This is a genomic window from Micromonospora sp. WMMD712 (assembly GCF_029581295.1).
GTDB lineage: Bacteria > Actinomycetota > Actinomycetes > Mycobacteriales > Micromonosporaceae > Micromonospora > Micromonospora carbonacea.
This window is the reverse complement of record NZ_CP120743.1, coordinates 3,387,763-3,400,473: the sequence shown is the minus strand read 5'-3', so window position 1 is coordinate 3,400,473 and position 12,711 is coordinate 3,387,763. Positions and strand designations below refer to the sequence as shown.

Genomic DNA, 12,711 nt, shown 5'->3' with positions numbered 1-12,711 from the left:
CGGGCGGCGCGCCGGTCACCCGGCGGTGGGCGTGGCGAAGGACGGCGGCGGCCCGAGGCGGGCGACCTCCGGGGCCAGCAGCACCGACCAGGGCGGCCGGAACTCCGGCGACCGGCGGTCCAGCTCCGCCTGGAGTTCGCCGCGCCACGGCCCGCCCCGGCCGTGGTGCGGCAGCCATTCCGGCCACGAGTCGTAGCACCGGTCGACGGTGAAGCCGTCGGCCGTGGTCCGGAGGCGGAGGAAGAGCCAGTGGCCGTGGGCCGGGTCGGCCTCGGCGGCCCGGAGCCGCCGGACCAGCTCGCCGGCCTCCCGGAAGGCCGTCCAGTCGTCCTCGCCGGGCCGTGGGGCGGGTGCCGGGTCGCCGTCGTGCTGGCTGAGGGCGCTGTCGGTGACCTGGACGACCAGCGCGCAGCGGCCGTCCCCGGCCGGGGCCCGGCGGCGCGCCCAGTCGACGAGGGCCGCCAGCTCCGCGGTGGGCGTCGGGGCCGGGCGGGGCGTCTCGGCAGCCGCGCGCATGGCGGCCCAGACCAGCTCGTCGTGCTGGTCGTCGCTGAGCACCCGGACGCGCCGCGGCGGGGCCTCGACCGACGCGGGGACCTCCGGCCGGGCGGTGCCCGGGGTCAGCCCGGCGCGCGCGGCCATCGCCAGGCCGGCGGCCACGTCGACCAGGTCGGGCCGGAGCCGGCCGAGCAGCCCGTCCAGCGCCGCCGCGTCGACGAGCCCGGCGACCGCCGCGGCGAGCAGCCGGTCGGCCGCCGCCGTCACGTCGGCCCGCTCCGCCTCGTCCGCGGCGTCGTGCCCGCCCCACTCGAAGACCACGTCGAGCAGTTCCCGCCGGGCCCGGTCGCCGTCGAGCACCGGCCCGGCCGTGGCCGACAGGCCGTCTCCCAGGTTCGGTTCCGGGTACGCGACCCGGGCCCAGCCGCCGGCGTCGTACCAGTGGACGTAGCCGAGCTGGTCCTCCTCGGCGCGCCGGGTCAGCTCCGGCCAGGGCAGCCAGGCGGGTGCCCCGGCGAGCAGGTCGAGCGGCGGGCTGGCCCAGGTCGTGTCGCTGTATTCGTGGTCGTACCCGAAGAGCACCGCCCGGCCGCCCTCGACCAGCACGAGCCGGGCCCAGTTGCCCCCGTGGTCGTCGTGGTGGGCCCCGTCGGCGTCGCACCACCAGACGTCGTGGTGACCGAGCGCGGCGAGGGCGGCGGCGTGCGCGCCCCACCGGGCCCAGAGCGTGTCGGGGTCCGCGATGTCGATCAGCATCCCGGGATCCTGGCAGACCGGTGGGACAACGCACCGCGCGATGGTCGCCGGGGCGGAGGTGTTCGGGCCGGCGTCCGCCGGCGCCGTCAGGCGACGCTGCGCTGCGCCGGGACGGTGGACTTGTGCGGACGGCCCAGGCGGGCCTCCAGCCGGGCCACGTCGACGCGGGACTGCCGGCGGTCGGCCAGGTCCTCCCAGCCCACCGCGAGCAGCCGCAGCCGCTCCGCCTCGCTGAAGCCGCCCCACACCCCGTAGGGCTCACGGACGGCGAGGGCGTGCGCGGCGCACTCGGCACGTACGGGGCAGGCCCGGCAGACCGTCTTGGCGCCGGACTCCCGGCGCAGCCGGGAGGAGCCGCGCTCGCCGTCCGGGTGGAAGAACTGGGCGCTGTCGCGGCCCCGGCAGGCACCGAGCCGCTGCCAGTCCCAGAGGTCGACGATGGGTCCGGGCAGCCTGCGTACGTTCGACATCAGCACCCCTCCTCCCGCGCGGCACCGCGGAGATCCTCAGTTGTCCGGTGTCCGGGCGGCGGCCGCGCTGGCGCACCGTTTCCGGCTCGGGCTCCCCGGTACCCAGCCCCGCTCCCGCTCACACGTGTGTGATCGAAAAGGTCGGACAACTTGCCTGATATGACCTAACTGTCGGAAAAGTTCGAAGGATTGCCGGGAACGCCCACCCGACGCCACCTCCCCATGGTCTGCTCGGGGTCGGAGAGGAGACCACAGTGCGTACCGTCCTCGTGTGCGTTCGGACACCGCTCGCCGCGCAGCAACTGAACTCCGCGGCGGCGCGGCTCGGACTGTCCGCCGCCGTCCGTACCGCCGTCTCCGATCCCGAGGTGATGCTGCGCCTGGCGGAGGGCCCGGCAGACGTCGTGCTCGCCGACACCGCCCTCACCCGGCCGGACAGCGCCGGCTTCGTCCGGCGGGTGCTGGCCCGCGCCCCGCAGGCCGCGGTGCTGCTGCTCGGCGCGGAGGAGTCCGAGGCCGCCGCCGCGACCATCGGCGCCGGCGCCCGGGGGCTGATCCAGGGCACCGACCACGACCTGACCAGCGCGGTGGCGAAGGCGCTGCTGCTGCTCTCGGCACCGGGCCGCGCGACCCGCAGCCGGGTGACCGATCCGGCCCGCGACGCGGCCTCCGTCGGCGGGCCCGCCCGACCCGCCCCGGCCGGCCGGCCCCCGGCCAAGTCCGGCCCGGCCTGGCCGGCGGGGCCCGAGGAGCCGCCCGGCGGCGCGCCGCCGGTGGTGCCGGTGCAGCGCGGCGACGACGAGGTGGAGGCGGGCGGCGAGGGGGAGGCCCCGGCGTCGGCGGGGCAGCGCCCCGCCCCGGCCCGGGGCGGCCGCAGCGCGATCGGCCTGACCGAGCGGGAACTCCAGGTGCTGCTCGGCATGGCCGAGGGCAAGAGCAACGCCGAGATCGGCCGCGAGCTGTTCGTCTCGGAGGACACCGTCAAGACGCACGCCCGCCGGCTGTTCCGCAAGCTCGGCGCCCGGGACCGCGCGCACGCGGTGGCCGCCGGCTTCCGCGCCGGCCTGGTCACCTGACCCGCGACGCAGCGTGATCTCGCTGCCCGGTGACACCGACCCTCTCCGTTCCCTTTGCTCTGCACCCGGATACGCAGCGGCTCACGTAGCGCAACCGGCCGTCGTGGGTGCCCGCCGTGCAGGGGTCGCGCAGGCGCAGCTCGGAGCCGGTGTTGCGTGGGCGGGTGCAGAGCAAAGGGGGTGGGAGATGTCCGGAGAGGTCGGCGGGGCCTTGCGCAGAGTCAGACCGGCCGGCTGTCGTGAGCGAGCCTGCCAGTCGTGACGGAACGTGGTGTGCGGGGCTGCGGCGGACCCTAGGGGGTCGGGTCGTCGTCGGTGCCCTCGGTGAGGGTGTCGTGCACGCCGTCGGCGTAGCCGCGGGCGTAGTCCCACGTCACGTAGTGGTCGGGATCCGGGTCGTAGGCCGGCTCGTGCACCCGGGGGCGGCCGGAGCTGAGCAGGTGGCGCAGGTTGCCCCGGAGCAGGTCCCAGTCGAAGTAGTGCGGCTCGCGGCAGTCCTCGCACTCGATGACCAGCCCGCGCACGCCGACGGGGGCCAGCAGGGCCTGGTAGATCTCCAGGTCGGCCAGATCCTCCAGCACGTCCTGCCGCTCGACCTCGGTCAGCGGGTCGAGCGTGTCGTCGTCCGCCGGGTCGTGCAGCTCCGCCGCCGGATCGGCCGGGTCGCCGTTGAACGGGTCGATGGGCTCGTCGTGCACCCCCTCACCGTAGACCCCGCGCCCGCCGGACGCCCGCCCCCGTCCGGCCGGTCACCCCGCGTCGGCCTCGGCGGGCGTGAGCGTCACGCAGCGTCGTCCGCCGGCCCGGCTCGGGCGGGGCCGGGCTGGGCCGATGGGTACGATGGCACTGACGCGTCCTCACCCGGCGTGCGCCGGACGTCCGCGCGCGCCGCCTCGCCGAAGCCCGCCCGACCCAGCTCAGGAGAGCAATCGTGGACAATTCGCCCAGCATCGATCTTCCGGCCGGCGCCGACACCGGCGAGCTGGGCGGCCACCTGCCGGAGCTGCCCGCCGGCTCGGCCCGGGTGGTCCCGCTCGGCCTCACCTTCGACGACGTGCTCCTCCAGCCCGGCGAGTCGGACGTCGTGCCCAGCCGGGTCAACACCCGCACCCGGCTCACCCGCAACGTCGAGCTGACCGTCCCGCTGCTGTCCAGCGCGATGGACACGGTCACCGAGGCGCGGATGGCGATCGCCATGGCCCGCCAGGGCGGCATCGGCGTGCTGCACCGCAACCTGTCCCTGGAGGACCAGGCGCTCCAGGTCGACCTGGTCAAGCGCTCCGAGTCCGGCATGATCACCAACCCGGTGACGGCCAGCCCCGACGACACCCTGCGCGACGTCGACGCGCTCTGCGGGCGCTACCGCATCTCCGGCGTCCCCGTGGTCGACGGCGAGGGCCAGCTCGTCGGCATCGTCACCAACCGCGACATGCGCTTCGTCTCCGAGCCGGCCACCCCGGTCCGCGAGATCATGACCCGCACGCCGCTGGTCACCGCCCCGGTCGGGGTCAGCAAGGACGAGGCGCTGGCCCTGCTGCGTCAGCACAAGGTCGAGAAGCTGCCGATCGTCGACGGCGCGGGCCGGCTGCGCGGGCTGATCACCGTGAAGGACTTCACCAAGAGCGAGCAGTACCCGAACGCCACCAAGGACGACGTGGGCCGGCTCCGGGTGGCCGCCGCCGTCGGCGTGGGCGAGGACGCGTACAAGCGGGCCCGGGCGCTGGTCGACGCGGGCGTCGACGTGATCATCGTGGACACCGCCCACGGCCACCAGCGGGCGGTGCTGGACATGGTCCGCCAGCTCAAGAAGGACGTCACGATCGACATCGTCGGCGGCAACGTGGCCACCTACGCCGGGGCGAAGGCCCTGGTCGAGGCCGGCGCGGACGGCGTGAAGGTCGGGGTGGGCCCGGGCGCGATCTGCACCACCCGGATCGTCGCCGGCGTCGGCGTGCCGCAGATCACCGCGATCATGGAGGCGGCGCGGGCCGCCCGTCCGGCCGGCGTGCCGGTCATCGGCGACGGCGGCATCCAATACTCGGGCGACATCGCCAAGGCCCTCGTGGCCGGGGCCGACACCGTGATGCTCGGCAGCCTGCTGGCCGGCTGCGAGGAGAGCCCCGGCGAGCTGATCTTCATCAACGGCAAGCAGTACAAGGCGTACCGGGGGATGGGCTCGCTCGGCGCGATGCAGTCGCGGGGGCAGGCCAAGTCGTACTCGAAGGACCGCTACTTCCAGCAGGACGTGCTCGCCGAGGACAAGCTGGTCCCGGAGGGCGTCGAGGGCCAGGTGCCCTACCGGGGGCCGCTCGCCGCCGTCGCCCACCAGCTCACCGGCGGGCTGCGGGCCGCGATGGGGTACGTCGGCGCGGAGAGCATCCCCGAGCTGCACCGGCGCGGCCAGCTCATCCGGATCACCGCGGCCGGGCTCAAGGAGAGCCACCCGCACGACATCCAGATGACCGTCGAGGCGCCGAACTACCACTCCCGCTGACCCCACCACCACCCCGACACCACCTGGAGCCACCATGCGTGACGTGGTCGAGATCGGCCTGGGCAAGACCGCGCAACGCGGTTACCACCTGGACGACATCGCCATCGTGCCGAGCCGCCGCACCCGGGACGTCGACGACGTCTCCACCACCTGGCAGCTCGACGCGTACCAGTTCGGCATCCCCTGCGTGGGGCACCCCTCGGACGCGACGATGAGCCCGGCGTCCGCCGTGCGGCTCGGCCAGCTCGGCGGCCTCGGGGTGCTCAACGTCGAGGGCCTGTGGACCCGGTACGAGAACCCGACCAAGATCCTGGAGGAGCTGTCGGGCCTCGGCGAGGACGCCCGCGCCACCAAGCGGCTCCAGGAGGTCTACGCCGAGCCGATCCGCCCGGACCTCATCGCCGAGCGGGTCCGCGAGCTGCGGGCCGGCGGCGGCACGGTGGCCGTGCGGGTCTCCCCGCAGCACACCCTGGCGCTGGCCCCGGTGATCCTCGACGCGGGCGTGGACATCCTGGTCATCCAGGGCACCATCGTCTCGGCGGAGCACGTCTCCACCACCGACGAGCCGCTCAACCTCAAGGAGTTCATCGCCGACCTCGACCTGCCGGTCATCGTCGGCGGCTGCACCGACTACAAGACGGCGCTGCACCTGATGCGCACCGGCGCGGCCGGGGTGATCGTCGGCATCGGCGGCGACGGCTGGTCGACCACCGAGTCGGTGCTCGGCATCCGGGTGCCGATGGCCACCGCGATCGCCGACGCCGCCGCGGCCCGCCGCGACTACCTCGACGAGACCGGCGGCCGGTACGTGCACCTGATCGCCGACGGCGACATCCAGACCTCCGGCGACATCGCCAAGGCGCTGGGCTGCGGCGCGGACGCGGTGATGCTCGGGGAGCCGCTGTCGCTGTGCGCGGAGGCCCCGGCCGGCGGCGCGTGGTGGCACTCGGCGGCCAGCCACCCGTCGCTGCCGCGCGGCGCGTTCGAGGTGGCCGGCGAGCCGCTCGGGGAGATGGAGCGGCTGCTGTTCGGCCCGGCCGACGAGCCGGACGGCCAGCTCAACCTGTTCGGCGGGCTGCGCCGGGCGATGGCCAAGTGCGGCTACCGCGACCTCAAGGAGTTCCAGAAGGTCGGCCTGGTCCTCGACCGCTGACCCGCCGTCCCGGGGCGACCCGGAGAGCACGTGGAACGGCCCCTCCGCTGTCCAGCGGCGGGGCCGTTCGCGTCGGGTGGGGTCGATTGTGGGCGTATTGCCGGTTATGGACGCTTCTGCCGGCCGGCGTGGGCTAGGCTCGCCCCCGACAGCCGAGGGAGAGCGATGGTCCGAACAGGAAGCCGACCGGTCGGCCGCGTCGTCCTGACCGCCTGCCTCGTCGCGGCCGCCCTCGCCGCCTGCACCGGGCCGCCGCCCGACGCCGACCGCGCCCGCCGCGGGGCGGCCGACGCGGGCGACCCGTACGTCCCCGGGCGCGGCAACGGCGGCTACGACGTGGCCGCGTACCGGCTGCGGATCCGCTACGACCCCGGCGACGACCGGCTGACCGGCCACGCCACCATCACGGCCACCGCGACGGCCGGGCTGTCCCGGTTCAACCTGGACCTGTCCGGCCTGACCGTCGGCGCGGTCCGCGTCGACGGCGCGCCGGCCCGGCACGCCCGCGAGGGCGACGAGCTGGTGGTCACCCCGGCGCGCGGCCTGGACCGGGGCGCCCGGTTCGCCGTCGACGTGGAGTACGCGGGGGTGCCGCAACCGGTCGAGAGCACCACGCTGGGCGTCGGCGGCTTCCTCGCCACCGCCGACGGCGCGGTCGCGCTCGGCCAGCCCGACTCGGCGAGCACCTGGTTCCCGGTCAACGACCACCCGTCCGACAAGGCCACCTACGACGTCGAGGTCACCGTCCCCGACGGGCTGGCCGCGCTCGGCAACGGCGTGCCGGCGGGACGCGCCAGCGCCGGCGGCTGGACCACCTGGCGCTGGGTCGAGCGGTCCCCGATGGCCAGCTACCTGAGCACGCTGGTGATCGGCGACTACCGGGTCGCCACCGGCACCCACCGGGGCAGGCCGATGGTCACGGCCGTCGCGGCGAGCCTGCCAGCCGACGGTCCGGCCGCCGCCTCGCTGGCCCGCACCGGCGAGATCGCCGACTTCCTCGCCGACCGCTTCGGGCCGTACCCGTTCGAGTCGTACGGCGGGATCGCGCTCGCCGAGCGCCGCATCTCGTACGCCCTGGAGACCCAGTCGCGCCCGGTCTACGGGCCGGGCTTCTTCCGCTCCGGCCGCCCCGACACCGGGGTGGTCGCGCACGAGCTGGCCCACCAGTGGTTCGGCGACAGCGTCTCGCTGGCCCGGTGGAGCGACATCTGGCTCAACGAGGGCTTCGCCACGTACGCCGAATGGCTCTGGCTGGAGCACGACGGCGGCCGGACCGTCGCGCAGACCGTCGCGGCCCGCCACGCCGCGACGGACTGGTCGCAGCCGTCGGTCGACCCGGGCCGGGCGAACATGTTCGGCGACGCCGTCTACCAGCGGGGCGCGCTCGCGGTGCACGCGCTGCGGCGGACCGTCGGCGACGACGCCTTCTTCCGGATCCTGCGTGCCTGGACCACCGAGCGGCGCGGCGGCAACGCCACCACGGCGGACTTCGTCGCCCTCGCCGAGCGGGTCTCCGGCCGGCGACTGGCCGCGCTGCTCGACGCCTGGCTCGTCGGCGGCACCGCGCCCGCGCTGCCCTGAGCGGCGTCGGCACCCGGAGCTGCCGGCCGGTGACCCGCCGTGCCCGCGCCGCCGTGCGCCGTGCCCGCGCTCGGTAGGCTGCCGCGGGTGGGGCGGTCCGGACGAGCCGGGCCGGCCGGGTGGGCCGAGGGCCGTCGCCGGGCCGGGGGCCTCCGCCGGGAGGGACGACGCGATGACGCTGCGCCTGCGGGGCCTGCGCCTGCGCACCGGGCTGCTGCTGGCCGGCGTGCTCGGGCTGGCCGCCTGCTCCTCGACGCCCGAGCCGGCGGCCCGGGAGGCCACCCCGTCGCCGACGGCGGCGCGGCAGTTCAAGCCCGGCGCGGCCGGGGTGGGCGACGACTACTTCCCCCGGTACGGCAACGGCGGGTACGACGTGACCCGGTACGTGGTGAAGGTCCGCTACGACCCCGCGACGGACCGCCTCACCGGCACCACCACCGTGCAGGCCACGGCCACCGCGAGCCTGTCCGCGTTCCACCTGGACCTGGCCGGGCTCACCGTGCGCGGGGTGACGGTCGACGGCGTCGCGGCCCGGCACGCCCGCGCCGGCGACGAGCTGGTCGTCACCCCCGCCGCCGGCCTGACCTCGGGCAACGGCTTCACCGCCGAGATCCGGTACGAGGGCACGCCGAAGCCGCTGACCAACGAGACCCTCGGCGAGGGCGGTTTCCGGCACACCTCCGACGGCGCGGTGGCCCTCGGCCAGCCCGAGTCGGCGAGCACCTGGTTCCCGGTCAACGACCACCCGTCCGACAAGGCCACCTACGACTTCGAGATCACCGTCCCGGAGGGGCTGACCGCCGTCAGCAACGGGGTGCCGGTGGGCAAGGCCACCCGCGCCGGCTGGACCACCTGGAAGTGGGCCGAGCGGTCCCCGATGGCCAGCTACCTGAGCATGGTGGCCATCGGGAACTTCCGGGTGACCCGCGCCGAGCACAAGGGACGGCCGGTGTTCAGCGCGGTCACCACGAAGCTGCCCGAGGGCGCGGCGGACGCCTCGATCGCCCGCACCGTCGAGGTGGCCGACTACCTGGAGGGCGTGTTCGGGCCGTACCCGTTCGGGTCGTACGGCGGGGTGGTCGTCGACGATCCGGGCATCAGGTTCGCCCTGGAGACGCAGAGCCGCCCGGTCTACTCGGCCACCTTCTTCAGCCGCGGCGCGAACAGCGGGGTGGTCGCGCACGAGCTGGCCCACCAGTGGTTCGGCGACAGCGTCTCGCTGGCCCGGTGGAGCGACATCTGGCTCAACGAGGGCTTCGCCACGTACGCCGAATGGCTCTGGCTGGAGCACGACGGCGGCCGGACGGTGCAGCAGTCGTTCGACGGGGAGTACCTCGGCGCGTCGGCGTCGCTGTGGCGGACGCCGCCCGGCCGACCGGGGGCGGCGAACCTGTTCAGCGACTCCGTCTACCAGCGGGGCGCGATGACCGTGCACGCGCTGCGCGTCACCGTCGGCGACGAGGCGTTCTTCCGGATCGTCCGGGGCTGGGCGGCCGACCGGCGCGACGGCAACGTCACCACCGCCGACTTCGTCGCCCACGCCGAGCAGGTCTCCGGCCGGCAGCTCGACGCGCTCTTCGACGCCTGGCTCCACGGCACCGAGCGGCCGGAGCGCCCGACGGCCCGCTGACCCCCGGGCGTTCCGCCCGCCGTCACCCGGACGGCGCCCGGCCTAGTTCTTCACCACCAGCTCCGGGTGGTCGGCGAGGTACTGCTCGGCCCGGCCCTCCTTGAGCGCGGTGAGAAACTGCCGGCCGACCGGCTTGAGCTGCTCGCCGCGGTAGCCGCTGCCCCTGCCCACCCCCTCGCCGGGCAGGCCGACGAGGACGAGCCGGTCGGCGGGCAGCCCGCCGAGGGCGTACGCGAGGTCGACGATCCGTGGCCCGCCCGCGTAGACGAGGGTGTCGCCGAGCGCCGCGACGACCTGCTCGACCCGGTCGGGCTGCCGGGGCAGGCTCTCGGACTGCATCTTCGCCACGATGGCCCGGATGAGCTGCCGCTGGTGCCGCTGCCGGTCGTAGTCGCCGTTCTTCAGGCCGTAGCGCTGCCGGGCGTAGTCCAGCGCCTGCCAGCCGTTGAGGTGCCGCTCGCCCTTGGCGTAGACCATCTGCGGGCCGACGTAGCCGCCGCCGCCCGGGGCGGCCTCGCGGTGCCGGCCGTCCGGCCGCCGGTGCAGCGAGACGGTCCGCTGGTCGACGTAGAGGTCGACCCCGCCGACGGCGTCCACCAGCTTCTCGAAGCCGGTGAAGGTGACCACGGCGCCGGCGTCGAAGCGCAGCCCGGTGTAGCCGCTGACGGTGCTGCGCAGCAGCTCGTAGCCCTGGGCGGCGCTCGGCTTCTTGGGCTTGCCCGGCACCCGGCTGCCGTAGCTCATCGCGTGGGTGAGCTTGGTCTTCCCGCCGGAGTAGCCGGCCTTCGGGTAGGCCGGGATGTCGACCAACAGGTCCCGGGGCAGCGAGAAGAGGTACGCCCGGTCCAGCCCCGCCGGCACGTGCGCCACCAGCACCGCGTCGCCGTGCGGCTCCCAGCCGGGCACGCTGACCCGGGTGTCCACGCCGACGAGCAGCAGGTTGAGCGGCCCGGTGACGTCGGCCCCGGGCGGCGGCGTCGGGCTCGGCGTCGGCGACGGCGTGGGGGTGGGCGCGGCCGTGACCCGTCCCGCCCCGCGCTCGGTCTGCCGGTCGGCGACCAGCCGGGCCGCCACCGTGCCCCCGAGCGCCAGCACGACGGCCGCCACGACGACGGCCAGCCCCGCCCGCCACCGCCGCCGCCGTCCGGTCCCCGCCTGTCCGGCCATCTCGCACCCCCGCACCTACAACGCTGGAAGGGCCGCGCCGGGTTGCGGCCGCTGAGCCGCGGATCACCTGCGGCGGGGTGCATGGTCGCGCGAAAACCGGCTATGGCGCGAGAGCTACCCGTCGGTAATGATGCGTTCATGCGGTACGACGTGCTCGTCATCGGGTCCGGCTTCGGCGGCAGCGTCACCGCGCTCCGGCTGGCCGAGAAGGGCTACTCGGTCGGCGTCCTGGAGGCCGGGCGGCGCTTCGCCGACGACGAGTTCCCCGAGACGTCGTGGCGGCTGCGGCGCTTCCTGTGGGCCCCGCGGCTCGGCTGCTTCGGTCTGCAACGCCTCACCCTGCTCCGCCCCGCCGACCGGCGGGCCGGCGGCGGGGTGCTGGTGCTCTCCGGCGCGGGGGTGGGCGGCGGCTCGCTGGTCTACGCGAACACCCTCTACGAGCCCCTCGACGCGTTCTACGCCGACCCGCAGTGGCGGGACGTCACCGACTGGCGGGCCGAGCTGGCCCCGCACTACGACCAGGCGAAGCGGATGCTCGGCGTCACCACCTACCCGCGGCACACCCGCGCGGACTCCGCTATGCGGGCGGTCGCCGACCGGATGGGGGCCGGGCACACCTTCCACCCCACCCCCGTCGGCGTGCACATCGGCCGGCCGGGGGAGCGGGCCGCCGACCCGTACTTCGGCGGCGTCGGCCCGGAGCGCACCGGCTGCACCCACTGCGGGGCGTGCATGACGGGCTGCCGGCAGGGGGCGAAGAACACCCTGGTCAAGAACTATCTCTGGCTGGCCGAGCGGCTCGGCGCGCAGGTGCACCCGCTGACCACCGTCACCGCCGTGCGCCCCGCCGCCGGCGGCGGCTACCGGGTCGAGACCGTCCGCACCGGGTCCTGGCTGCGCAGGCGTCGCCGGGTGTGGCACGCCGACCAGGTGGTCCTCGCCGCCGGGGCGCTCGGCACCCAACGGCTGCTGCACGAGATGAAGGCCACCGGCGCGCTGCCGCACCTGTCCGACCGCCTCGGCGAGCTGACCCGGACCAACTCCGAGGCGATCCTCGGCGCGTCCGTGCCCCTCGGGCCGGCGCGCGCGCAGGGGCTGGACTTCACCGACGGGGTGGCGATCACCAGCTCGTTCCACCCCGACCCGCAGACCCACATCGAGCCGGTCCGCTACGGGCGGGGCTCCAACGCGATGGGGCTGCTCCAGTCGCTGCTGGTCGACGGCGGGCCGCACCGGGTCCGCCGCTGGCTGGTCGGCCTGCTCACCCAGCCGCGCCTCGCCGTGCGGATGCTCACCGTCCGCGACTGGTCGCGGCGCACCGTCATCGCGCTGGTCATGCAGTCGGCTGACAACTCGCTGACGACCCGCTGGCGGCGCGGCCCGCTCGGGCGGCGGCTGGTCGCCGGGCCCGGCCACGGCGCGCCCAACCCGACGTGGATCCCCGCCGGCAACGCCGCCGCGCGGCTGCTCGCCGAGGAGATCGGCGGCACGCCGGGCGGGTCGCTCACCGAGCCGTTCGACATCCCGATCACCGCGCACATCCTCGGCGGGGCGGTGATCGGGGCCACCGCCGCCGACGGGGTGGTCGACCCGTACCACCGGGTGCACGGGCACCCGGGGCTGCACGTGGTGGACGGGGCGGCCGTGTCGGCGAACCTGGGCGTGAACCCGTCGCTGACCATCACCGCGCAGGCGGAACGGGCGATGTCGTTCTGGCCCAACCGGGGCGGGGCGGACCCCCGGCCGCCGCTGGGCCAGGCGTACCGGCGGGTGGCGGCGGTGCCGCCGGTGCGCCCCGCCGTGCCGGCGGACGCCCCCGGCGCGCTCCGCTGGTAAGGAAGGGCCCCTTGTTAACGCATACGGTAGAGAAGGGTCCCCTTCTCACC

10 protein-coding genes are annotated in these 12,711 nt (G+C 75.5%); 6 read left to right on the top strand and 4 right to left on the bottom strand.

Features of this window, described 5'->3' with window-relative positions; genetic code table 11:
- Nucleotides 1–15: 15 nt before the first annotated feature.
- Nucleotides 16–1,254, bottom strand: coding sequence for a hypothetical protein (locus tag O7633_RS14445; protein WP_282328179.1), 1,239 nt, complete (start codon nt 1,252–1,254; stop codon nt 16–18).
- Between the two features lie 86 nt (nt 1,255–1,340).
- Nucleotides 1,341–1,724 carry a WhiB family transcriptional regulator gene (locus O7633_RS14440; protein ID WP_074472848.1) on the bottom strand — a complete coding sequence of 128 codons (384 nt, stop codon included), beginning with the start codon at nt 1,722–1,724 and terminating at the stop codon, nt 1,341–1,343.
- A gap of 254 nt (nt 1,725–1,978) precedes the next feature.
- Between O7633_RS14440 and O7633_RS14435 the strand changes: the two genes are divergently transcribed.
- Entirely contained in the window at nt 1,979–2,800 is an 822-nt protein-coding gene (locus O7633_RS14435) for a response regulator transcription factor (RefSeq protein ID WP_282328178.1), read from the top strand.
- A 293-nt stretch (nt 2,801–3,093) separates the two neighbouring features.
- Here the strand turns inward: O7633_RS14435 and O7633_RS14430 are convergent, their stop codons facing one another.
- Entirely contained in the window at nt 3,094–3,498 is a 405-nt protein-coding gene (locus O7633_RS14430; protein WP_043965658.1) for a DUF5319 domain-containing protein, read from the bottom strand.
- A gap of 233 nt (nt 3,499–3,731) precedes the next feature.
- Between O7633_RS14430 and guaB the strand changes: the two genes are divergently transcribed.
- The 4 genes from guaB (at nt 3,732) to O7633_RS14410 (ending at nt 9,658) form a co-directional block, all read left to right on the top strand.
- Nucleotides 3,732–5,294, top strand: coding sequence for an IMP dehydrogenase (guaB, locus tag O7633_RS14425; RefSeq protein WP_178066402.1), 1,563 nt, complete (start codon nt 3,732–3,734; stop codon nt 5,292–5,294).
- A 34-nt stretch (nt 5,295–5,328) separates the two neighbouring features.
- Nucleotides 5,329–6,447, top strand: coding sequence for a GuaB3 family IMP dehydrogenase-related protein (locus tag O7633_RS14420; RefSeq protein ID WP_074472577.1), 1,119 nt, complete (start codon nt 5,329–5,331; stop codon nt 6,445–6,447).
- 165 nt (nt 6,448–6,612) lie between these two features.
- Entirely contained in the window at nt 6,613–8,028 is a 1,416-nt protein-coding gene (locus tag O7633_RS14415) for a M1 family metallopeptidase (RefSeq protein ID WP_282328177.1), read from the top strand.
- Between the two features lie 184 nt (nt 8,029–8,212).
- Nucleotides 8,213–9,658, top strand: coding sequence for a M1 family metallopeptidase (locus tag O7633_RS14410; RefSeq protein WP_178067822.1), 1,446 nt, complete (start codon nt 8,213–8,215; stop codon nt 9,656–9,658).
- A 42-nt stretch (nt 9,659–9,700) separates the two neighbouring features.
- Here O7633_RS14410 and O7633_RS14405 read toward each other — a convergent pair whose 3' ends face one another.
- On the bottom strand, nt 9,701–10,825 hold the full coding sequence (locus O7633_RS14405) for an LCP family protein (protein ID WP_282328176.1): 1,125 nt from the start codon (nt 10,823–10,825) through the stop codon (nt 9,701–9,703).
- 138 nt (nt 10,826–10,963) lie between these two features.
- Here O7633_RS14405 and O7633_RS14400 point away from each other — a divergent pair, with 138 nt between their 5' ends.
- Entirely contained in the window at nt 10,964–12,661 is a 1,698-nt protein-coding gene (locus O7633_RS14400; RefSeq protein ID WP_282328175.1) for a GMC family oxidoreductase, read from the top strand.
- The last annotated feature ends 50 nt before the right edge of the window (nt 12,662–12,711 follow it).

Excerpts from the sequence above, each read along its gene's own strand:
- O7633_RS14445 (WP_282328179.1), bottom strand. The coding sequence starts at position 1,254 with ATGCTGATCGACATCGCGGACCCCGACACGCTCTGGGCCCGGTGGGGC.
- O7633_RS14440 (WP_074472848.1), bottom strand. The coding sequence starts at position 1,724 with ATGTCGAACGTACGCAGGCTGCCCGGACCCATCGTCGACCTCTGGGAC.
- O7633_RS14420 (WP_074472577.1), top strand. The coding sequence starts at position 5,329 with ATGCGTGACGTGGTCGAGATCGGCCTGGGCAAGACCGCGCAACGCGGT.
- O7633_RS14415 (WP_282328177.1), top strand. The coding sequence starts at position 6,613 with ATGGTCCGAACAGGAAGCCGACCGGTCGGCCGCGTCGTCCTGACCGCC.
- O7633_RS14405 (WP_282328176.1), bottom strand. The coding sequence starts at position 10,825 with ATGGCCGGACAGGCGGGGACCGGACGGCGGCGGCGGTGGCGGGCGGGG.
- O7633_RS14400 (WP_282328175.1), top strand. The coding sequence starts at position 10,964 with ATGCGGTACGACGTGCTCGTCATCGGGTCCGGCTTCGGCGGCAGCGTC.